Annotated in this window: 19 protein-coding genes and 2 riboswitches; of the genes, 8 read left to right on the top strand and 11 right to left on the bottom strand. The window is 62.6% G+C overall.

Annotated elements, in window-relative coordinates; all coding sequences use genetic code 11:
* Positions 1-68 precede the first annotated feature (68 nt).
* The 5 genes from PQR08_RS11405 to PQR08_RS11385 are packed head-to-tail and all read right to left on the bottom strand — an operon-like array spanning position 69 to position 5,483.
* Positions 69-944 (bottom strand): sugar phosphate isomerase/epimerase family protein, encoded by an 876-nt coding sequence (locus tag PQR08_RS11405; RefSeq protein WP_250486527.1) that lies wholly within the window; start codon positions 942-944, stop codon positions 69-71.
* Complete coding sequence (locus PQR08_RS11400) at positions 941-1,960, bottom strand: ABC transporter permease (protein WP_187606842.1); 1,020 nt, start codon at positions 1,958-1,960, stop codon at positions 941-943. The genes PQR08_RS11405 and PQR08_RS11400 overlap by 4 nt, the downstream gene beginning before the upstream one ends.
* Positions 1,957-2,970, bottom strand: coding sequence for an ABC transporter permease (locus tag PQR08_RS11395; RefSeq protein ID WP_187606843.1), 1,014 nt, complete (start codon positions 2,968-2,970; stop codon positions 1,957-1,959). Before PQR08_RS11395 ends, PQR08_RS11400 begins: the two co-directional genes overlap by 4 nt.
* The gene (locus tag PQR08_RS11390) at positions 2,963-4,483 is read right to left on the bottom strand and encodes a sugar ABC transporter ATP-binding protein (RefSeq protein WP_250486526.1); all 1,521 of its coding nucleotides are present in this window, start codon (positions 4,481-4,483) and stop codon (positions 2,963-2,965) included. The genes PQR08_RS11395 and PQR08_RS11390 overlap by 8 nt, the downstream gene beginning before the upstream one ends.
* Positions 4,484-4,490: 7 nt before the next feature.
* Positions 4,491-5,483 (bottom strand): substrate-binding domain-containing protein, encoded by a 993-nt coding sequence (locus tag PQR08_RS11385; protein WP_187606845.1) that lies wholly within the window; start codon positions 5,481-5,483, stop codon positions 4,491-4,493.
* Positions 5,484-5,710: 227 nt separating this feature from the next.
* Here PQR08_RS11385 and PQR08_RS11380 point away from each other — a divergent pair, with 227 nt between their 5' ends.
* Positions 5,711-6,766 (top strand): substrate-binding domain-containing protein, encoded by a 1,056-nt coding sequence (locus tag PQR08_RS11380; protein ID WP_250486525.1) that lies wholly within the window; start codon positions 5,711-5,713, stop codon positions 6,764-6,766.
* Between the two features lie 4 nt (positions 6,767-6,770).
* Here PQR08_RS11380 and PQR08_RS11375 read toward each other — a convergent pair whose 3' ends face one another.
* Positions 6,771-7,244 carry a VOC family protein gene (locus PQR08_RS11375; RefSeq protein WP_250486524.1) on the bottom strand — a complete coding sequence of 158 codons (474 nt, stop codon included), beginning with the start codon at positions 7,242-7,244 and terminating at the stop codon, positions 6,771-6,773.
* A 39-nt stretch (positions 7,245-7,283) separates the two neighbouring features.
* Positions 7,284-8,558 (bottom strand): D-amino acid dehydrogenase, encoded by a 1,275-nt coding sequence (locus tag PQR08_RS11370; protein WP_250486523.1) that lies wholly within the window; start codon positions 8,556-8,558, stop codon positions 7,284-7,286.
* 65 nt (positions 8,559-8,623) lie between these two features.
* Positions 8,624-8,728, bottom strand: a riboswitch (glycine riboswitch).
* A gap of 2 nt (positions 8,729-8,730) precedes the next feature.
* Positions 8,731-8,819: riboswitch (glycine riboswitch) on the bottom strand.
* Between the two features lie 115 nt (positions 8,820-8,934).
* Between PQR08_RS11370 and PQR08_RS11365 the strand changes: the two genes are divergently transcribed.
* From PQR08_RS11365 to PQR08_RS11345, 5 genes are all read left to right on the top strand, one after another.
* Positions 8,935-10,188: a cation:proton antiporter gene (locus PQR08_RS11365; protein ID WP_250486522.1), complete on the top strand. Its 1,254-nt coding sequence runs from the start codon at positions 8,935-8,937 to the stop codon at positions 10,186-10,188.
* Positions 10,189-10,245: 57 nt separating this feature from the next.
* On the top strand, positions 10,246-11,064 hold the full coding sequence (locus tag PQR08_RS11360; RefSeq protein ID WP_187606850.1) for a helix-turn-helix transcriptional regulator: 819 nt from the start codon (positions 10,246-10,248) through the stop codon (positions 11,062-11,064).
* A 143-nt stretch (positions 11,065-11,207) separates the two neighbouring features.
* Complete coding sequence (locus tag PQR08_RS11355; RefSeq protein WP_250486521.1) at positions 11,208-12,554, top strand: MFS transporter; 1,347 nt, start codon at positions 11,208-11,210, stop codon at positions 12,552-12,554.
* 22 nt (positions 12,555-12,576) lie between these two features.
* Positions 12,577-14,283: an FAD-dependent oxidoreductase gene (locus PQR08_RS11350; protein ID WP_408161288.1), complete on the top strand. Its 1,707-nt coding sequence runs from the start codon at positions 12,577-12,579 to the stop codon at positions 14,281-14,283.
* Positions 14,284-14,298: 15 nt separating this feature from the next.
* Positions 14,299-14,478 (top strand): hypothetical protein, encoded by a 180-nt coding sequence (locus tag PQR08_RS11345; RefSeq protein WP_238212312.1) that lies wholly within the window; start codon positions 14,299-14,301, stop codon positions 14,476-14,478.
* Positions 14,479-14,538: 60 nt separating this feature from the next.
* Here the strand turns inward: PQR08_RS11345 and PQR08_RS11340 are convergent, their stop codons facing one another.
* Positions 14,539-14,700 (bottom strand): DUF1328 family protein, encoded by a 162-nt coding sequence (locus PQR08_RS11340; protein ID WP_035508907.1) that lies wholly within the window; start codon positions 14,698-14,700, stop codon positions 14,539-14,541.
* 514 nt (positions 14,701-15,214) lie between these two features.
* Here PQR08_RS11340 and PQR08_RS11335 point away from each other — a divergent pair.
* The gene (locus PQR08_RS11335; RefSeq protein WP_250486519.1) at positions 15,215-17,134 is read left to right on the top strand and encodes an AAA family ATPase; all 1,920 of its coding nucleotides are present in this window, start codon (positions 15,215-15,217) and stop codon (positions 17,132-17,134) included.
* A 110-nt stretch (positions 17,135-17,244) separates the two neighbouring features.
* On the opposite strand, the gene PQR08_RS11330 is transcribed toward PQR08_RS11335, so the two are convergent.
* Positions 17,245-18,234 carry a GlxA family transcriptional regulator gene (locus tag PQR08_RS11330; protein WP_284509162.1) on the bottom strand — a complete coding sequence of 330 codons (990 nt, stop codon included), beginning with the start codon at positions 18,232-18,234 and terminating at the stop codon, positions 17,245-17,247.
* A gap of 514 nt (positions 18,235-18,748) precedes the next feature.
* Here PQR08_RS11330 and PQR08_RS11325 point away from each other — a divergent pair.
* Complete coding sequence (locus PQR08_RS11325; RefSeq protein WP_238212316.1) at positions 18,749-19,516, top strand: class I SAM-dependent DNA methyltransferase; 768 nt, start codon at positions 18,749-18,751, stop codon at positions 19,514-19,516.
* 40 nt (positions 19,517-19,556) lie between these two features.
* Here the strand turns inward: PQR08_RS11325 and PQR08_RS11320 are convergent, their stop codons facing one another.
* A complete protein-coding gene (locus tag PQR08_RS11320) occupies positions 19,557-20,933 on the bottom strand; it encodes an undecaprenyl-phosphate glucose phosphotransferase (RefSeq protein ID WP_250486517.1) in 1,377 nt (458 codons plus the stop codon).
* 35 nt (positions 20,934-20,968) lie between these two features.
* Positions 20,969-22,447: a mannose-1-phosphate guanylyltransferase/mannose-6-phosphate isomerase gene (locus tag PQR08_RS11315; protein ID WP_250486530.1), complete on the bottom strand. Its 1,479-nt coding sequence runs from the start codon at positions 22,445-22,447 to the stop codon at positions 20,969-20,971.
* Positions 22,448-22,495 lie beyond the last annotated feature (48 nt).

Raw genomic sequence — 22,495 nt, 5'->3', positions numbered from 1 at the left:
TATAAACCAACACGAAACCGGGATCCGGCGAAACAACCCCCCACGCTACCCCAAACCCAACACCAACATCAATGATGCTCCCGCGCCATCGCCGCGGCATTAATCCCCCCCGCGATGAACTCACGCGCATGCACCGCGAGATCCATCCCGTCGTCCCAAAGGTTGCGCCAGATCGCAAGCGCATTGGACAACTGCTCGTTCACGACCGTCGACGAAAAACTCTCAAAAGTCACGACGCCCTGATACCCGATCATCGCGAGTGCGTGAAAGAACTGCGAAAAGTCGATCGTCCCCGATCCGAGATACCCACGATTGCTCTCCCCGATATGCACATACCCGAGCCGCTTCCCGCACTCCAGCACCGGCTGCATGAAATCCGATTCCTCGATATTCATGTGATACGTATCGAGATGCACGACGACATTCGGCGCGTTCACTTCGTCGATCAGCGCGAGCGCCTGCGACGCCGTGTTCAGCAAATTGCTCTCATAGCGATTCACCACTTCGAGCCCGAGCGTCACATTCTTCTTCTGCGCAAATTCGGCGATACGCTTGAGCGAATCCACCGCATTGCGGCGGCCCTGCTTCGTGACGGGCGCGGAATACTTCGCCATCGCGCCGTAGAGAATGCCGCCGAAATAACCGCCGCCCAGTTCCGAAGTAATCGTGATGCCTTCCTCCAACAACGCGACACCTCGCGCGACCGTCGCGGCATCTTCGCTCGAAACGTCCGCATCGAAAGTCAGTCCGCGCGAGCAGCCGATATCCAGCCCGTGCTCCTGCAAAAGATCGCGCGTCAACGCGAGATCCATCACCTTCGGCCCGTGCAGCGAAAGCTCGACCAGATCGAAACCGGCGGCCCTGGTCTGGCTGATCACCTTGCGTGTCGATTCCGGCGTCAGATCGCCCTCCCACACCAGTGCATGTACGCCAAGCTTGTTCATCGTGCGACTCCCTCCGATGCGGTCACGCGCCTGCGGAACCGTGTTTTGGAAATGCCGTTGGCCCACGCCCAACGGATGAGCATCACCACCAGCAGGAACACGCCCCACAACGCGGTGGCGAGATGTTGATTCGCGCCGAGCAGATTCAATCCCGACGCGATCACCTGAAGAATCACCAGCGCGATGACGACCGGCACCACGCGTCCGAATCCGCCGAACGGATCGACGCGTCCAAGGAAGCACGCCAGCACGGAGATCAGCAGAAACGCCTCGCCATGACCCACGCGCACCGAATTGAACTGCGCCGCCATCACGACGCCCGCGACGCCGCACATCAGTCCGGACAACATGTAGATGCGCGTGACCGCGCGTGTCGTCGCGATGCCGGAATAGCGCGTCGCTTCGAGATTTGAGCCGATCATGCGCGTGGCGAAGCCGAGCCGCGAACGCGTCATCACGACATGCCACAGCACCGCGCAGCCGATGAAAATCCACAGCGGAATCGGCACGCCGAGAAACACGCCGTTGCCCATCTCGCGCACGAACGGCGGAAAGCCCGAGATATCGCCGCCGCGCGTGAGGAATTCGCCGAGGCCGCGCAGGAAGATCATCATCGAGAGCGAGACGAGAATCGGGCTCGCGCCGGTTCGCGCGATCACCGCGCCCATCACCCAGCCCGATGCCGCGCCCGTCGCCAGCGCGGCGGCGATGCCGAGCAGGATCGCGAGCGCGCCCGCGTCCGCGCCGCCGTGCGTGTGCAGCACATAGGCCATCGCGAGGCCCGAGATGTTGGCCGTGAACGTCACCGCGAGATTGAAGCCGCCGGAGATCAGCGGCATCAGCATGGCGAGCGTGAAGAAGCCGAGCTCGGGCAACTGGAACGCGACCGATACGAACGTGCTCGCGGTGAAGAAGCGATCGGACGCGAAGCTCATCGCGACGATCACGATGACGAGAAAGCCGAGCAGCCCGGCGACATCGGCGGGAACGAGCGGTTGGGACGAGCGCGTTTTCATGACGAAGCCCTGCCGCCTGCCGGCGCGAAACGCGATCCCACGAGCTTCGCGAAGCCGCCGCTCGACAAGGTGATCGCGACGAGAATGATCGCGCCGATGATCATCTTGAACGCATACGGCGAGATGCCGAGCAGATTCAGCCCGTTCGCGGTGATCGCGGTGAGCAGAATGCCGAGGATCGCGCCGAGTATCGTGCCGCGTCCGCCGCCGAGACGCGCGCCGCCCAGAACCACCGCCGCGAGCACATCGAGCTCCCGGCCGTACAGCGCGTTGGGCACCACTTCCTGCACGTAGTGCGCCTGCATCAGTCCCGCGATGCCCGCCATCATGCCGAGCCAGCCGAACGCGATGTAATGCATCGCGCCGATGTTCACGCCCACGCGCCGCGCCGCCTCGGGGTTGTCGCCCATCGCGTAGAGCTGGCGGCCCGTGGTCGTGCGGCGCAGCAGGAACCATGTCGCCGCGACCATCGCGACCATCACCGCGACGGGCAGCGCGAGATTCGCCGCGCCGCTCGCGGTATCGAAATGCACGATCGACACGCGATCGACCCACCAGTCCGGCAGATCGTAGATCGACACGCCGCCCGTCAGAAACATGAGGCCGCCGAAGAACACGTTGAACGTGGCGATCGTCACGACGATCGAGACGATCTTGAAGCGATAGATGATGGTCGCGTTGAACGCGCCGAGCAGAAATCCGAAGCACGCCGCGGCGATGAAGCCGAGCGCCCAGTTGCCGCCGCCGAGCCGTATCACGGTCAGCGCGGTCAGATACTGCGCGACCGACGCCCCCACGGCGAACGAAATGTCGATGCCGCCCGCGATCAGCACAACCAGCAATCCCACCGCGAAGATGATGTTGACCGAGCTCTGGTTGAGCAGATCGAACAGGTTCGACAGCGTGAGGAACGTCGATGTCGTGAGGCTCAGGCCGATCATCATCACGGCGATCACGAGGATCAGCAGCGCCTCGATCGAACCGATCCCGAATTTGCGCAGATCAGGCATGGACGTCTCGCTCGATGTGTTCCATGGTCGTCGCGCCCGGCACATACTCCCCGACGACGCGGCCGTCGCGCATGTGCAAAATGCGATCCGAGTTGAAATAGACCTCGGGAATTTCGTCGGAGATGAGCAGGATCGCCATGCCGAGCGCCGCCAGCTTGTGGATGATCGCGAAGATGCCGGCGCGCGCGCCCACGTCCACGCCGACAGTCGGTGAATCCAGGATCAGCAGCTTCGGGTTCGTCGCCAGCCATTTAGCGAGCACGATGCGTTGCTGGTTGCCGCCCGATAGCGTCGAGACCGCATCGTCCGGCTTGCCGATCTTCACCGCGAGTTGCGCGATCCAGTCCGCGATCAGGTCGTTGCGCTTGCGCGAAGAAATCAGATGCGTCGCGTCCAGAAGATGGTCGAGCACCGCGGCGACCGTGTTGTCGCCGATCGATTGCGGCTGCACCAGTCCGAGCGAAAGTCGATCCTCGGACACATACGCGATGCCTTTGCGGATCGCATCGCGATTCGAGCGCAGTGCGATCTCTCTGCCTTCGATATGCATCGATCCGGCGCGCGGCCGCGTCATGCCGAACAACGACAATGCAAGCTCCGTGCGTCCCGCGCCCAGTCGTCCCGTCATGCCCAGAATTTCGCCTCGGCGGATTACGAACGAGATATCAGCGTATTCGCGGCCACGCGACAATCCCCGCACGTCCAGCACGACTGGCGCCGCGGAAAGGTCCGTCTTGCGCACTTCGTAATCGAAGGTGCGGCCCGTCATCAGTTCCGTGAGACGGGTCTGCGTCATCCCTTCGGTCGGAAACGTGCCGACGTACTGACCATCGCGCAGCACGGTCACGCGCGTGCAGACTTCGAGCACTTCCGCGAGCCGGTGACTCACGAACACCACCGCGATGCCGTCCGCCGACAGGCGGCGCACGATCGCGAGCAGCGCCTCGGTCTCGGCGTGGCTCAGCGATGCCGTCGGCTCATCCATGAACACGAGGCGCGCATCACGCACGAGCGCCCGCGCGATGGCGACGATCTGGCGCTGCGCGATCGACAGCGAACGCACCGACCGGTTCAGATCGATGCCGACGCCGAGCCGCGCGAGAATCCTGCGCGCCGCCTCTTTCATCTTCCCGTAATTGACGAAGCGCGGACGCCCGCCGAGGTTCTGCTCGAACGCGATATTCTCCGCGACGGTCATCTCCGGAAAGAGCGCGAGATCCTGCCAGATGACCTGAATGCCGAGCTCGCGCGCCCGCGCCGGATCGAGACCTTCGATCGACTCGCCGTCCATCAGCATCACCGCGCCCGGCTCCGGCTGATACACGCCGTTGATGATCTTGATGATGGTGCTCTTGCCGCAGCCGTTCTCGCCCGCGAGACACAGCACTTCGCCGGGCATGACGTCGAACTTCACGGCCTTCAGCGCCTTCACGCCGCCGAACACCTTGGAGATGTTGTCGAGCGCAAGCAAAGGCGTGCGGTCAGGTTCGGCGGCGGCGGCTTCGCGCATCATGCAACGCTCAGAGGCCCGACTTCGCGAGTTCGTCGACGGTCTTCTCGTTGAGATCGACCAGCTGATCGACGATCAGGTTGTGGCCATCGGGATGCACGACGCCGAGACCCGGAATGTTCGTGCCGTCCTTGATCGGCTGACCTTTCGCGACCATCGTGCCGAGCGTCACGAAGACTTCGCCGGCCTGCGCCGGATTCCACATGTAGCCGCCGGTCAGCACGCCGTCGTGAACGAGACGGCGGCCCTGCCCCGGCGAGAACGGACCGAGCACGAGCACTTTGCCCTTCATCTGCTTTTCCTGGACCGCGCGCGCGGCGCCGATCGGCCCTTGGCTGCCGAACGCGAGAATCGCCCTCAGATTCGGATGCGCGCGCATCAGATCGAGCGCGGTCTTGCGCGATGCATCGACGTCTTCCGCGACGCCGTACCGGTCGCCGACGAGCGTCATGCCCGGATAGTTGGCCTTGATGTACGCGATGGCCGCATCGGCCCATGCGTTATGCAGCGGCACCGTCAGCGAGCCGACGAACACCGCGTATTCGCCCTTGCCGCCGAGCGCTTCGCCCAGACGCTTCGCGTACGCCTCGCCGAAGCCCTTGACCGACGCGAGTTCGAAGTCCCAGTCGGCGTTCTTCTGCTTGGGCGATTCGTGCGTGATGACCTTGATGCCGGCCGCGCGGGCGCGCTGCAACACGGGTTCGAGCACTTCGGCATCGTTGGGCACGACGCCGATCACATCGACCTTCTGCGCGATGAGATCTTCGATCGCGCGCACCTGCAGCGCCGGATCGGCGCTCGTCGGGCCCACCATGAACGCCTTCACGCCGAGTTGCTCGGCGCGCTTCTTGATGCCGGCGTCCATCGCGTTGAACCACGGAATGCCGCCGATCTTCACGACGACACCGATGACCGGCTTGTCGGGCGACGCCGAGGCCATGCCGATTGCCAACGCGAATGCGGCCACGCCTGCACACAACGAGCGAATCATATTCTTGGACATGTCTCCTCCGGAGGACATCCGCACACATCGAGCAGACGCCCAGTTGAGTGATCGGAATTCCAGATGCGCCGGTGTCTGGACGAATGACGCTAAATCCATTCAGCAACCCGGTTCGGCGTATGCTGAATCTATTCAGCAACAGGGTCGACTCGGACAAACCCTAGTTCGGTTCCGTCTTTCGGACAGGCTACCGTCTGGGAAAACACACGCGGTTGGAGCGAAGCCCGATGGTCAGCAATACCCCCGGAAAGAAGTCGACGATCTACGACATCGCGAAGGCGACGGGATCGTCGACGGCCACAGTGAGCATGGTGCTGAACGGCACCTGGACGCGTTATCGCATCAAGGAGGAGACGGCGAACCGGATTCTGGAGAGCGCGCGCACGCTCGGCTACAACGTCAACATGAAGGCGCGCGGGCTGCGGCTGTCGCGATCGGGGCTCGCGGGCATGGTGCTGCCGCACTACCGCAACCGCTTTTTCGCGGGCCTCGCGCAGACTTTCGAGGATCAGGCGCGCAGCCGCGGTCTGTGTCCGATCGTGGTCGGCACGCAGCGCGATCCCGCTGTCGAAGTGAGCGTCACCGAGACGCTGCTGTCACAGCGAGTCGAACTGCTGTTCATCGCCGGCGTGCGCAATCCGGCGCCGCTCAACGCGCTGTGCTCGGCGGCTGGCGTGCCGTCGATCAACGTCGATCTGCCCGGCGACGGCGCGCCTTCGGTCGTGTCGGACAATCGCAGCGGCGCGCGCGCGATCACCGATGTGCTGATCGACAAGCTCATCGCGCGCGGCGAATCTCCGGACGAACTGATTCTGCTCGGCGGCGTGGCAGGCGAATACGCGACCGAGACGCGCATCGCGGGCTTTCGCGATGCGTTCGAAGCACGGCGCATCGCGCCCGCGTCCGATGCCGTCGAATGCTGCGGCTACAACGCCGCGTCCGCGAGACGCGCGCTCGCGGTCCGCCACGAGAAGCTCGGCCGGTTGCCATCGGGCTTGCTGATGAACTCGATCACCGCCTTCGAAGGTCTCGTGCAGTTCACATCGACGTTATCGCCCGATGCGTGGAAATCGGCGGTCGTCGGCTGCTTCGACTGGGACCCGTTCGCCGCGCATTTGTCCTTCGACGTGACGATGCTGCGTCAGGACGTGCAGACGATCATCTCGGAAGCGTTCGCACTCGCCGATCACTACGATCCCGCCGATCGCTCCGTCGTGCTCGTGCCGACGGGCTTCGGCAAGATGTTCGAGGAAGCCGATCAGACGAAGGAATTCGATCGCTGAGCCTTTAGCCGCCCGCCGCCGCGCGCTCGATCGCGGCGATGTCGATCTTCTTCATCGTCATCATCGCGTCCATCGCGCGTCTCGCGGCTTCGCGATCGGGGCCGCTGAAAATCTCGAGCATCCGCTTCGGCGTGATCTGCCATGAAAAACCCCAGCGATCCTTGCACCAGCCGCACCGACTTTCCTCGCCGCCATTGCCGACGATCGCGTTCCAGTAGCGATCGGTCTCTTCCGCGTTGGCGGTATGCACCATGAAGCTCACCGCTTCGTTCGGCTTGAAGTTGGGGCCGCCGTTCAGTCCGAGGAAGCGCTGGCCGAGGACGGTGAACTCGACGGTCAGCTCCGGCCCCTGCCCCACGCCCGGCTTCGCGGACGCATGGCCCGCGCCGACGCGGCTATCGGGAAAGGTGGCGGCGTAAAACTCCGCCGCTTCACGGGCATTACCGTCGAACCACAGGCAATTGACGAGTTCGGCCATTGCGCGCTCCTTCGGACAGTGAACAGTGCGCCGACGATATCACGCCGGCGTATTCACCCTCACCTGCGACGATGCGCCGACATGCACGCGCTTCGAAGGCAGGCGCTGCGACACCGTTTCCGCGACGATCTCAGCCGTCGCGGCCGACAACGTCCAGCCGAGATGCCCGTGCCCGGTGTTGTAGAACACGCCCGGACGCTTGCCCTGCCCGACCTTCGGCAGCATGCTCGGCAACATCGGGCGCAGGCCGCTCCACGGAATCACGCGTGCGGTCGATACATCGGGGAAATGACGCCGCGTCCATTCGACGAGCGGCGCGATGCGATCCGCGCGGATATCGCGATTGAAGCCGTTCAGCTCCGCCGTGCCCGCCACGCGGAAACGGTCCGCGCCGAGCCGGCTCGTGACGATTTTCGCGCGGTCGTCGAGCAGGCTGACCCACGGCGCGTGATCGCGGCTGCGCGCGTCGTCGAGGCAGACGGTGATCGAATAGCCCTTGACCGGATAGACGTTGAGATGATCGCCCGCCATCGATGCGAACGCACGGCTGCCGACGCCCGCGCAGATCACGATGCCGTCGAACTGGAGCGCCTGCGTCTCGCCCGCGTGCTCGACGCTCAGCGCGAGCCGCCCCGCCTGTTCGTCGATCGATGTCACCGACGTGTCGTAGCGGAACTCGACGCCGTGCCGTGCGCATGCATCCGCGAGTCCGCGCGTGAACTTGTGGATGTCGCCGGTGGAATCGGACGGCGTGAAGAAGCCGCCATGAAACGCACCGCGCAGGGTCGGCTCGATCGATGCGATCTCTTCCGGCGTCACCGCGTGACGGTCGAGGCCCGCGCCGGTCAGGATCTCGTTCACTTTGGATGCGGCGTCGAACTCCTTGCGGCTCGCGTAGAAATGCAGGATGCCGCGCCGTTCGAGATCGAAGTCGATTTTCTCGTCCCGCGCGATGCGAAACAGATGCTCGCGCGCCGCGATCGCAAGACGCACGGTCTCGGCCGTATTCGCACGATAGTTCGGAATCTGCCGCAGGAACTCGCCCATCCAGCTGTACTTGTGCCAGCCCGGCCGCGGATTCATGAGGAGAGGCGCGTCGCGCGTGAACATCCACTTCAGGCCTTTCAGCACGGTGGCGCGGCTGTTCCACACTTCGGCATTGCTCGCCGACAGTTGCCCGCCATTGGCGAAGGACGTTTCCATCGCCGCATAGCGATGACGTTCGATGACGGTGACGTGAAAACCGCGCTGCGCAAGGGCGTAAGCGGTCGTGACGCCGGTGATCCCGGCGCCGATGATGGCGATTCGTGACATGACATGATCCAGATTGATTGAGCATCGCCGGCCTTGGCCACATGCCGCAGCCGGCACCGATGCCCCATCTGTCCATGTACCTGAGAGTTTCGCCCGCGTGCCACCCGACGTTCACGTCGGCAACCGGGGCTCCCCTTCGGTGGGCGCGCAAAGGCGCCGCTCTCCAGATGTTCCAGCGCGCACGGTCCTTTTGCCTGAGAGTTTCCGGGGCGGTTGCTCCGTCGGCGTCGTCGCGAGGACGAACTCTTCCGTGACGCTTTGTCGAACGCTTGCACAATACCGGTACGAAATGCGCATGGCAAGCCCCCGTCAGCACGTTGACAGATCGCCGCCCTCGCCCTCAGACTCCCGTCGTCCGTTATTCGCTGCTCAAAAGATGCCGTCTTCCCAGTTGTCCGTCTATTTTTTCGCCCAGGCCGCGGTGATCGTGCTCGCGAGCCAGCTCGTCGGCAGGCTCGCGCAGCGCGTCGGTCAGCCGCAAGTAGTCGGCGAGATGATCGCGGGCGTGCTGCTCGGCCCTTCGCTCTTCGGGATGCTGCTGCCGCACTGGCAGCAGGCGCTCTTTCCCAAGGCGACGATGGGCATGCTCTACGTCGCCGCGCAGCTCGGCGTCGGGCTCTACATGTTTCTCGTCGGCACGGAGTTTCGCGCGGACCATTTCCGCGCCCGCGCTAAAAGCGCGATGAGCGTGTCGATCGCGGGCATCGTCGCGCCGTTCGCGCTCGCGTTCGCGCTGACGCCGTGGCTGCACACGATCCCCGGTCTCTTCGCGGAGAAGGTGCGGCTTTACGAGGCGTCGCTCTTTCTCGGCGCGGCGATCGCGATCACCGCGTTTCCGATGCTCGCGCGCATCATCCACGAACGCGGGCTGACCGGCACGTCGCTCGGCACGCTCGCGCTCACCGCAGGCGCATTCGACGACGCCGCCGCGTGGTGCATCCTCGCGATCGTGCTCGCGAGCTTCGGCGGCTCGTGGATGGGCGCGTATGCGGCGATCGGCGGCGGCGCGGCTTTCGCGCTCTTCATGATCTTCGCCGGCGGCAAGTTGCTGCGCCGGCTCGCGGCCGGATTGAATCCGCACGCGCCGTTGCCCACGAGCGTGCTCGCCACCGTGCTGGCGCTGTTCTCGCTCTGCGCATTCGCGATGGACGCCATCGGCATTCATGCAGTCTTTGGCGGCTTTCTGCTCGGCGTCGCGCTGCCGCGCGGCCCGCTGACGGAAAAGCTGCGCGACATGCTGCAGCCCTTCGTCGTCGTGTTTCTGCTGCCGATGTTCTTCACCTACTCGGGCCTCAACACGCGGCTCGACATGCTGATGGACCCGGCCATCATGCTCGCGGCCGTGGCGATTCTGCTGGCGTCGTTCGGCGGCAAGGGCATCGCATGCTGGGCGGCCGCGCGCGCGAACGGCGAGCCTTCCGGCGACGCGATGGCCATCGGCGCGCTGATGAACGCGCGCGGGCTGATGGAGCTCATCATCATCAACATCGGCCTTGCGGCGGGCGTGATCCTGCCCGGACTGTTTTCGATCCTCGTGCTGATGGCCGTGCTCAGCACGCTGATGGCCACGCCGCTCTTCAACTGGATCGTGCGCCGCGATGCGGCGCTGCGCTCGGCCATCGCGCGTTAGCTGATGAAAGCGCGGGCTTAGAATAGCGGGATCCACACGTATCTCGTCTAGCCCATCATGCGCTCCTGGCGACTCGACCGCGTCTCCTCGAACGGGCAGCTGGATCTCAGCCGCGCGACGGAGCTTGTATCGTCGATCGGCAGCGAGGATTCCAACGCGCTCGCCGCCGAAGTGCTGAAGCTGCTCGGCGACGTCGCCGCGATTTCGCAATGCACGATCTTCGCGTATGAATTCGGCAACCGGCCGCGCACGGTGTCGGTGGCGGATCATCGCGGCGGACGTTTCCTGCGCGATGTCGCCGACACTTACGCGCGCCATTTCTACGCGCTCGACGGCAATCAGAAGATCGTTTCCTCGGCGCGCAACGAGAAGCCCGGCTCCATGCTCGTGCTGCATCGGCAGACGAGCGAGGATATCGCCAACGAGGCGTATCGCGCGGCGTGCTATCACCAGCCGAACGTATCGGACCGCGTGTCGCTGCTCGTGCAGCCGGGCGCGGATCTGTGGCTCTCCGTGAACCTGTATCGCGACACGCGCTTCGGCAATTACCACCCGCGCGAGATCGCGTTGATCGAAGCGATGGCGCCGCTCATCGCGCACGCGGCGAAGCATCATTACGCGATCTGCGGGCAGCGCGACATGCCGATCTCGCATCTCATGCTCGCGCGCGTGCGCGGCCTGTGCCCCGAACTCTCCAAGCGCGAACTCGACGTGCTGACCGGCGTGCTCGAAGGCCGCACCGCGCAGGAAATCGGCGATGCGATGGGCATCAAGGCGACGAGCGTCGTCACGTATCAGAAGCGCGCGTACCGCAGGCTCGGCATTTCGAGCCAGCGGCAACTGTTCGCGCTGTGCATCGGGCCGGGCAAGGTCTGACAACTCTTCGAACGTATCCGTGTTTTCCCCGATCCGCTGACGGCCTCGCGCTGTACCCAAATTGAGGACAGGCGGCCCGATCCCGCGCTTCATACTCCGACGCATCAGATGTCCGACAGAGCGACACGACCGGAGACGACAGCATGGAATCCACCCGCGCAAGCGGCGCATTGAACGCGACGCCCATACCCCGCACGCACGAACAACCGGTGATCGCGAAAGTCTCGCGGCATCTGCTGTGGTTCCTCTTCGTGCTGTTCTTCTTCTCGTTTCTGGACCGCATCAACATCGGCTTCGCGGGCCTGACGATGATGAAGGACCTCGGCCTCACGAGCACGCAATTCGGGCTCGCGACGACGCTCTTCTATGTCGCCTACATCGCGTTCGGCATTCCGAGCAACATCGTGCTCGCGCGCATCGGCGCACGCCGCTGGATCGGCACGATCATGATCGCGTGGGGCCTCGCTTCGACGGCCACGATGTTCGCGACGAGCCCCACGTCGCTCTATGTATTGCGCGTGCTGGTCGGCGTCACGGAGGCGGGTTTTCTGCCCGGCATCCTGCTCTACCTCACGTACTGGTTTCCCGGCGCATACCGTGCGCGCGCCAATGCGCTTTTCATGATCGCGATGCCCGTGACCGCGGCGGTCGGCTCGGCGCTTTCCGGCTTCATTCTCGGGCTCGACGGCACGCTCGGCCTGAAGGGCTGGCAATGGCTCTTTCTGCTGGAAGGCTTGCCGTCGGCGCTGCTCGGCCTCGTCGTGTATCGCTATCTCGACGACAGTCCCGCCACCGCGCGCTGGCTCGATGCCGACGAAAAACGCGCGCTCGCCGCCACGCTCGCATCGGAACATTCCGGCGACGCGAACACGCCGACGCAGCATGCACGAGGCGCGGGCATCGTCGCGGAACTGCTTTCGCCGACCGTGGTGAAGTTCGCGATCGCGTACTTCTGCCTCGTGAACACCCTCGCGATGGTCGCCGTATGGACGCCGCTCATCGTCAAGAGCTTCAGCGCCGATGCGAGCAACCGCACGATCGGCCTGCTCGCGGCGATTCCGCAGATCTGCACGATCGTCGCGATGATCGTCTGGGGCCGCCGCTCGGATCGCAAGCAGGAGCGCAAATGGCACCTGATGCTGCCGATGCTCTTCTCCGCCGCGGGCTGGCTCTGCACCGCATGTTCGACGAACCCAGCGTTGCGCATGCTCGGCGTGTGCCTCGCGTCGGCGGGCTCGTATACGGCGATGTCGATCTTCTGGACCACGCCCGATCACGCATTGAGCTTCAAAGCGCGCGCCATCGGCATCGCGGTGATCAATGCGACCGGCAACATCAGTTCGGCGCTCAATCCGCTGATCGTCGGCTGGCTGAAGGACGCGACGCACAGCTTCACGTCGGGGCTGATCTATTCGGCGATATTGCTCGCGCTCGGCGCGCTCGTCGTGACGATGTTGCCGATCACGCAAAACAAAGCACAAGCCGTCTAAGGAATCACGCAAGGAGCACTGGATGAACAAGCCATTCAAGCCGTATCCGTTCACGGCGAAAAAGTATGCGGCGCGCGTTCCGGCGCTGGAAAAAGGCGTCGATGTGAAACGTCATGACGTGACGATCGTCGGCGGCGGCCCGGTCGGGCTCGCGGTCGCGCTCGGCCTCGCGAATCATGGCGTGCGCTCGGTGCTGATCGAAGCGGACGATTCCGTGTGTCACGGCAGCCGCGCGATCTGCATCTCGCGGCGCAGCCTGGAGATCATCGAACGCCTGGGCGCGCTCGACGGTTTTCTGAAAACCGGCCTGCCGTGGACGGGTGGCCGAAGCTTCTATCGCGACACGGAAGTGCTGCATTTCACGATGCCGCAGGACGAAAACCAGAAGCTGCCGCCGATGGTCAACCTCGCGCAATATCACATCGAACAGTTTCTGCTCGATGCCGCCGAGAAGCGCGCCGAGCTCATCGATATTCGCTGGCAGACACGCGTGAAATCGATCGACGCGCGCGACGATGGCGCGACGCTGCAACTCACGACACCCGATGGCGATTACGCGCTGGAAACCGAGTGGGTCGTCGCGAGCGACGGCGGCCGCAGCACGATACGCGAAGCGCTCGGTCTTCAACTCAAGGGCACGAGTTATGAAGGCCGTTATGTGATCGTCGATATCGAACTCGAAAGCGAGCGGCCGACGGAGCGGCTCGCGTACTTCGATCCATCGTCGAATCCGGGCTCGACCGTGCTCGTGCACAAACAGCCCGACAACGTATGGCGCATCGACTATCAACTACGCGACGGCGAAGATGCCGACGAAGCCGTGAAGCCCGATAACGTCATCCCGCGCCTGCAAAGCCTGCTCGACATGATGGGCGAAACGGGCGCATGGTCGCCGATCTGGATCACGATCTACAAGGCCAATGCGCTGACGCTGGAACGCTATCGCCATCGGCGCGTGATGTTCGCGGGCGACGCTGCGCATCTCGTGCCGATCTTCGGCGTGCGCGGCGCGAACTCCGGTATCGACGATGCCGACAACATCGCGTGGAAGCTCGCGCTCGTCGTGAAGGGACTCGCGTCCGATACGCTGCTCGACAGCTATTCGGACGAGCGCGTCGCCGCCACGCACGAGAATCTGAGCTACGGCACGAAGAGCACGGAGTTCATGGCGCCGCCTTCGTTCGCATTCGATCTGATGCGCACGGCGGTGCTGAGTCTCGCGGCTAGGCATCCCGAAGTGCGCTCGCTGATCAATCCGCGGCAGACCTCGGCGATCACATATGCGACCTCGCCACTGAACATCGCCGATCGCGATGTGTTCGCATCGGGGCCCGTTCCCGGCGCGGTGCTGGCGGAGTATCCGGTGACGATCGTGGAGGCCGGGCATGGACGCGAAGCGCATCTGACCGATCTCGCCGGCCCGAGCTTTACCGCGCTGTGCTTTACAGATGATGGCGCTTTGCCCGCCGCATTCGCGACGCTCGCGCACGCGTTGCGCGCGAGCGGATTGCCGTTCAGGGCGGTGCCGTTGAGCGCGCATCTTCATCCGCGAGCGCAGGGCGTGCACGCATGGGATCACACGGGCCGCATCTTCGAGCGTTACGACGCGCGGCCCGGCACTGTGTATTTGCTGCGGCCCGATGGCCACGTGCTCGGCCGCTGGCGCGATGCGCAACCAGACGACATCGAAGCGGCGATCGCACGCGCGCTGTCCGCATCAACCGATTGAACGAGGGAGAAGATCATGAACGATGCAGAACTCGACGCCGTCTACACGCGCCTGTGCAAAACGATGACGCAACTCGGCGAAGCGAAGGCATCGCTTTTTCTCGCGCGCTTTGCCTTGCTTGCGATCGGCGAGATGAACGATCCGGACGCGTCGCTCAAGTTGATCGTAGAAGCGAGCGACGGGATCGCAGATTGATTCGCGAAGAAAGAGCGTCGTGCCGACCAGCCTCGACACGACGCTCGTACCAGACGGCCGTCAACGTCGCATGAGGCCCATCACCAGCGTCACGAGGAAGATGACGAGGAATATGAAGAATAGAATCTTCGCGATGCTCGCTGCGCCTGCCGCGATGCCGCCGAACCCGAGGGCGGCGGCGATGATCGCGATAATGAAAAAGACCAACGCGTAATACAACATGATGTTATGTCCCTCCGGTTCAGATCCGCCGCGCGCCCCATGTCGCGGACAGTGGACTAGCTTAAGCAAGCAGTATTCCTTACCGGATGGAGCATAGCTTTTTCCCGTGATATCCTTGCTCCGTCCTGCATACGCCATCAAACCTGCATCACGCCGCGAGCGCGGATCATCCGCTTTTTACACGGTCGTCAAGAAGACTCGTCACCTGCCGTTAATTAAAAAAAGGGACGTGAAAGCTGAAACGACGTGTTTGACGCTCGTTCGCGCGCTGTTCCGCGTTATCGAATGGTCATGCATTTTGGGCACCATTCCAGCGGAGCACTTCCCGATAAAAGGGCCATGCTCGCATGGTTGACGATCTGCGGTTCAAGGTCGATCGCTTCGCCATCTTGAGGATCAAGACATCGCGCGGGCATCCCACCACCGGAGCACGAACAGAGACACGTTCGGATGCCATTTCTTCCGACGATAGATTGACGGGCGCCGCCCTCGCGGTCCCACTGGGAAAGAATTGATGAAACCGGCAAGGAATTCGCTGCGGTCACGTGTTGGCCGATATATCGCGTATGGTGTGATCGCAGCCACGCTCGTGGCGGGCGTGGGCTTCCTGCATTGGCGCCATGAGTTGCGTGCCGCGCAATCGCAGTCCACCGCGCTCGCAGGTGTCGCCAATCAGATGCGCCATGACGCATCGGCGTGGACGCATCGGGAAAAGGACGCATCGGAAATGCTGACCGATATCCGCGACAGAAACGTCGCGACGATCGGCGTAAGTCCGGATGCGATTCTCGTGTCCACGATGAAGGGCGAGAAGTACTACGTCGCCGACCATAACGGCGCGTTCTCCAATGCGCTGCTGCTCGGCGATATGAAGCCCGGCGCGAGCTCGCCTTATCAACTCGTCTGGCTGCCCGACGCCGACGTGCGAACGGGCGTGGCGCGCTGGAGCGAAATGTTCGATCGTTCGCGCGACATCCTGAGCCTTCTGCTGCCGCTCTTGATGCTCGGCGGCATTCTCTGGTTCATGCGTCGCGAGATGCGGGGCGGCGCGCAGTTGCTCGGCGAGTCGCCGACGCTGCGTTTCGACGACGTCATCGGCGCGGGCGAAGCGAAAGCCGCGCTCACGGATGTGCGCGCGTGGTTGACCGAGCCCGCACAATTTACCGGCATGGGCGTGCGCGCACCGTGCGGCATTCTGATGACGGGTGGCCCAGGCGTCGGCAAGACGCGCCTCGCGCAAGCGCTCGCGGGCGAATGCGGCGCGAACTTCATCGCGATCACGGGCAGCTATTTCAGCGCGAAGTATTACGGCGTCGGCATCCAGAAGGTGAAGCATCTGTTCGAACTCGCGCGCAAGAACGCGCCGACCGTGATCTTCATCGATGAAGCCGATGGCCTCGGCAAGCGCACCGATACCGGCGGCGGCCCCGTCGAAGCGGAGAGCAACCGCATCATCAATCAACTGCTCGCGGAGATGGACGGCTTCGCATCGAACGAAGGCGTGATCATCGTCGCTGCTACGAATCATCCGGACAATCTCGACGAAGCAATGCGGCGCCCTGGCCGTTTCGACCGCACGGTGCAGGTGCGTCTGCCGAGTCTCGATGATCGCGCCGAGATCCTGCGTTTCTATGCGGCCAATCTGAAGAAGAAAAACGAAGATATCGACTTCGATCAGCTCGCACGTCTTACTACGGGTCTGTCGCCGGCGACGCTTTCGATGATCGTCAATCAGGCGGGCCTCGTCGCGCGCAAGGCGGGCGAACGTGAAGTGTCCGCGAAGCATTTCCTCGAAGCGATCAAGATCGCGCGTATCGGGGATGTCAACGGCGCGGAGCGCGCCTTGTCCGACGACGAACGCACGCGCATCGCGGTGCATGAAGCGGGTCACGGACTCGTCGCGGCGCTGCTCGACACGGGCGTGCTCGAAGAAGTGACGATCCTGCCGCGCGGCGGCGCGTTGGGCGTAGCGCTCATCACGAAGATGCAGGACAAGCATCTGTATCGCGAGACCGAACTGCGCAACGAGATTCAGGTGCTGCTCGGCGGGCGCAATGCGGAACTGCTGATGTTCGACGAAGCATCGAGCGGCGCGGCGTCGGATCTTCAGGAAGCGTCGCGTATCAGCCTCGACATGGTGTCGAAATTCGGCTTCAACGAGGACGGCAATCTGTTCAGTCTTGCCGCCCTGCCGCAGCAGTATGCGGGCTTGCAACTGAAGAATTCGATCGGACACGCGAACGCGTTGCTGCACGATCTGAGCGATGAATGCTTCGCGCTACTGCAGGCGAACGAGCCGGTGTTGCGTGCGATCGCCGATCAGTTGCTCGAATCGGAGACCGTGCCGGGCGAGACCGTGTATCGGCTGATTCGCGAGCACGCGGCGGCAGTGGAGAATGCGCAAGCGGCGGTCAACGAAGTGCTTGCCGCCTGAGGCCTTCTGCTATCGCGGGAGACGTATCGGGACGCGAAGGCCGCGTTCCGCTGGCTCGAAACCGCGTTCGGTTTCGAGCAGCTGTTTTTCATCCTCGATGCCGACGGCAATCACAACGCATCGCCGTTTTTCCGCTTCGACCGGTATTCCGTCGGCGACATCAGAAACTGCTTTCTGAATACCTTCGAAAATCTCTCTCCATTGGTCAATCCCGTCCTGCGCGCGATCTTGTCGATCGGCAAATCGCTTTTGACAAGCAGTTCACAACTCAGATCGAGGCGCGCACGCAGAAGATATTGCGACGGCGTGAGCCCCATCTCACGTTTGAACAGACGCAGGAAGTTGCGCTCACTCATCGCGACGGTGCGGGCCGCATCGCCGACCGAGATGGGACGTCCGCAATTGCGTTCGAGCCAGCGTGCGGATTCCTGCGCCTTTTCGGCCAGCGTGGTCGTGCCGATCGTGCTCAGCATGATCGGCAGATGCTGATCGCTCGACGAAGAGAGACGGTCAGCCACCGCGGTCGCGATGTCGTAGCCGAGATCGCGCTTCACGAGCGCGAGCGAGTTGATCAGCGCGTCGTTGCGTTCTGTCGAGGCCGCACTCTTCGACGTCCCGGTATGCCATACGCCACGGCCTACCGACGCCCAGTCGCGCCGTGAAATACCCGCGGCCGCAAGCATCACGTCGCCATTGCCGAGCGAACTGACCACGCCGCTTTGAGAACAGGCGATCCTCAATGAATCGATGAGGCTTTCATCCGCGGCCGCACGCGTCACGCCGGATCCGCCCGCGACATACAGCGCATCGAAGCCCTGAAACCGCTGGCCGCCCAATCGCTCCGTCCATACGCATACCGACGACGAACAGGCTACCGCGCCGCCGCGCGCGGAGACCAGACGAACGCTATAAGTCACGCCATTGCTCAGGCCGGACGACTGCGTTTCGTTGGCGATATGAAGTGCCTCGGCGAGCGTTCCTGCACCGAGAAGAGAGAATCCGTCGTAAAGCAAAATTCCTATGAGCTTTGTCACTCTCTCTTCAGATGAGTGATAAAGACTGCTGATCTCTGCATCGCCGAAGGCCGTAACGTGAGACATGGCGTTAGCTCCCTATGTTTCGGTTGCAGATATATGGGGTAGTTTGCGTATGATTCCGGCAGGTTAGTCTTCTATTCGGTACATCCTTTCCGCCGTGGCGGGCAAGAGCATGATCTTGGCCGAGAATGCCGCATCGATCCGACAAGCGCCCACGGCCTTCGACTTCGCCCACGTTTCTTCGCGTAATCAGCGATAGCATTCGGACTACCAATCTATTTGCAAGCTTACGAAACGCATGCCCTTCGAATGGCGCAACGAGGGAAAGCGCAAACGTTTTCTTTTTCTATTTCCCGGGATCGAAAGATTCAGTCCGAATGAAAGTTATCTCATTCGAATTGCAGTTCGATGTATTGGTTTGTCCACGTCGAAAACGGCGCTTTCCAAAAGCTATCGGCTACCCGGCCAACACCTTGCCGAATTCCGTCACGCGTACAGCCGTGAACCGCGCGGTGGCTACCCTCTGTCGTGAATGAGTACATCTCGAGGACTTGTTTTCGTTTCGGAGCCGCCTCTCATGAGCTTCAGTCAGCGCTACTCGCAATACTATGATCTTTTCTATCATGAGAAAAACTACAAGGCAGAAGCCGAGTTCGTGGCCAACCTTCTAGGACGATATGGAATAGTCGGCGGCAATCTGATGGACCTCGGTTGTCGAACCGGCCGCCACGCGGCGGAACTGGCAACGACAGGATTCAGCGTGGCCGGCATCGACACCAGTGCGGACATGCTCGCCCGCGCGGATGCAAGGCGCATCACACTGCCGGGCTCGGTCGCCAGGCGGCTGAAGTTCCAGCAAGGCGATGCACGCACCGTCCGAACGGACGAACTCTATGACGCCGTCGTCTCGCTGTTCCATGTCGCGAGCTATCAGACGACCAACGCCGACTTCATGGCCATGTGCCACACGGCGGCTACGCATCTGCCGCGCTCCGGGCTGTTCCTGTTCGATTGCTGGTACGGCCCGGCGGTGCTTGCCGATCCGCCAAAAGTGCGTATCAAGCGCGCATGCAGCGAAGATACAGGGCTGATACGAATCGCCGAGCCGATGATGCGTCCGCACGATAATACGGTAGCTGTCAAATACACGATTCTCATGACGGACTGGAAAACGCAAAGCGTCGAGACAGTTCTCGAGACACACGTCATGCGCTATATGTTCAGGCCCGAAGTCGAGCTCATGCTGGATCTCAGTGGCTTCGAAGTACTCGATAGCGTGAGATGGATGGGCGGCGAACTCGGCGCCGCGGATCTGTCAGCGACGTTCGTCGCGAGAAAAAGATGATACGCGCGTGTCGCATGCATGCCCGCGCGATACGACCGGATCAATAAGCGTTGATACTGCGCAGCCCCTTGAACACCGTCGCGGCGATGATGCGCATATCCAGTGAGAAAGACCAGTTCCCCAGATAGTACAAATCATGCGCCACGCGCGCTTCCATTTTCTCTATCCGGTCCGTCTCCCCACGAAAGCCATTGACCTGCGCCCAGCCGGTGATTCCCGGCTTTATCCGATATCGATGGATATAACCTTGCACGACTTTCTGATACAGATCGTCATGTTCGAGCGCATGCGGACGCGGTCCCACGACGGACATATCCCCACGCAATACATTGAAGAATTGCGGCAGTTCGTCGAGGCTCGTGCGACGCAGGAAGGCGCCGACGCGCGTCACTCGCGGATCGTTACGCGTAGCTTGCCGGAGGACGCCGGCCTTCTGGGCATGCAGGCGCATCGAGCGGAACTTGTAGATGGTGAACTCCCGTCCATCCGCGCCCTTGCGGCGCTGCCTGAAAAATACGGGCCCTGGCGAACTCACCTTGACCGCAATGGCGATGACGATCAAAAGCGGTGCAATTGCGACGAGCGCCGCGAGCGCGAATAGCCGATCGAAAACGTCTTTCTGCAGCAATGCTCTCTGCGAAATCGGAGAAGCCATGAGATTGATCGCGGCCACCCCCAGCAAGTCCGTCACGCCGCTTTCGAAGAGCGCGAGACTGCGCACGTCGGGAATGAACCGCACATTGACGAGATCGTCGCGGAATTCATTTACGAAGCGCAGGATGGTTCGATCTTGCGATAGCGGCAGCGCAAGCCACACTTCGTCCACCCGCTCCTCGCGGACATGCCTGACGAACGCATCGAAATCGTCGAATACGGGCACGCTCGAAGTTATCGGCAATTCGGCGGATGCGTTGAATACGGCGATCGTGCGAAAACCCGAATGGCTCGCGCGCTCGATTCTTCTCATGATCGATTCGCAATGCCGCCCACAACCGACGACAGCCACCCGATGAAAGTTCATTCCGGCGTGACGCATGCGCGCAAGCACCGCATGCGTGGCAAGACGTCCCATGATCATCAGCGCACCCGACATCGCGGTCCAGTATGCAAACCAGAGCCGGGAGACATCGTCGATTCGATGCAACGAGAACATCAGAACGAGTACGCATGCCTGCACGACGAGCCACGCGAGCGAAACATGACTCGCCAGCACGAGCTTGCTGCGCCCGCGCCACGACTCGTACACGCCGAAACCCGGGAACAGCACGAGCGAAAACGCCGCTGCAAAGGCAACGAAAGGCATGTAGTAGCCCGGCTCGGCAATACTGTCGAACCGGATTCGCGATGCTACGGTGGCGCCACCGACCACCATGACGACATCGAAAAGCCGCGCCAGCAATCCCTGAAAATCGCGCATGTCATACCTCGGTTTCGAGAGCGCTGTCGATAAGATCAGATGCGGCCGTAGCAATCGTCCAGACGCACGATGTCGTCTTCGCCGAGATAAGAGCCCGATTGAACTTCGATGATTTCGAGCTGCACCTTGCCCGGGTTTTCCAGACGATGCCGCACGCCAAGCGGAATATACGTCGATTCGTTTTCCGAGAGCAGAAACTGGTCATCGCCTCGCGTGACGAGCGCCGTGCCGCGAACGACGACCCAATGCTCTGCACGATGATGATGCATCTGCAGCGAGAGCCGCGCGCCCGGCGCCACCACGATATGCTTGACCTGAAAACGCTCGCCGCGTTCAATCGAATCGTAAAAGCCCCAGGGACGACGCACCTTGCGGTGCATTTCCGCCTCGGGCGCATGCTGCTCGCGGATGCGCGCGACGAGGCGCTTGATATCCTGCGCATGCGAACGGTCCGCGACGAGCACGGCATCATCGGTATCGATTACGACGACGTTGGCCGTCCCGACGCACGCGACCAGACGGCCACCCTCGGATCGCGCATAGCTCGAAGTCGCGCCTTCGAAGACCACACGTCCGCTCGATACGTTACCGAGTCCGTCCTTCTCCATCGCTTCCCACACCGCGTCCCACGAGCCGAGATCCGACCACCCCGCCGTCAGCGGCACGACTACGCCCTTGCAAGGCGAGATGGAGTCGCCGATATGCTCCATCACCGCGTAATCGATCGAGTCGGAAGGAACGCGCCCGAACTGATCCGGACACGGACGAATGAAGCGGCCGTCCACCTTGCCGTCCTTGAGCGCGGCGATGCATGTCGCGTGCATCTCGCCATTGAGGTGATGAAGCGCATCGAGCCACACGCTCGCCCGAACGACGAAGATACCACTGTTCCACCAATAACTTTGCGCGGCCACGTATTGCGCGGCGAGTTCGGCCGCCGGCTTTTCGACGAAGCGGTCGATAAGATGCGCACCGTTATCGAGCGCTTCACCCAGGCGTATATAACCGAAGCCGGTGTCGGGCCGTGTCGGCGGAATGCCCAAGGTCACGATCATGCCGCGTTCCGCATGATCCGCGGCGATGGCGATTGCGCCATGCAAAGCAGGGATGTCCGAAATGGAATGATCCGACGGCATCGCCACGAGAATCGCGTCCTCGCCGCGATCGATGGCCGCAAGCGCCGCGAGCGTGAGCGCGGGCGCCGTATCGCGGCGTGCGGGCTCGACGATGATCTTCGCATCCACACCGCAGAGGCGCACCTGCTCTTCCGTGGTGAAGCGATGTTCTTCGCCGCATACGATGATCGGCTGCGCATCGACGTCGAAGTCGCCCGCGAACCCGTCCATTCTTATGACGGTAGCCTGCAGGAGCGAGTCCCGTCCGACCACGCCGATGAGTTGCTTCGGAAACTGCTCGCGCGACATCGGCCACAGACGTGTGCCCGATCCGCCCGCAAGTATGACCGGGACGATGCGACGGCAGGAACGGATGCCCGGCGTCTGCTCGCGCGCCATTGTCACCACGCCTTCAGAACTCGTTGCGCTTTCCATGGCTGCACTCCG

Source organism: Caballeronia jiangsuensis (assembly GCF_046030135.1).
Classification (GTDB): Bacteria; Pseudomonadota; Gammaproteobacteria; order Burkholderiales; family Burkholderiaceae; genus Caballeronia; species Caballeronia jiangsuensis.
This window is presented reverse-complemented; position numbering and strand designations above follow the sequence as displayed.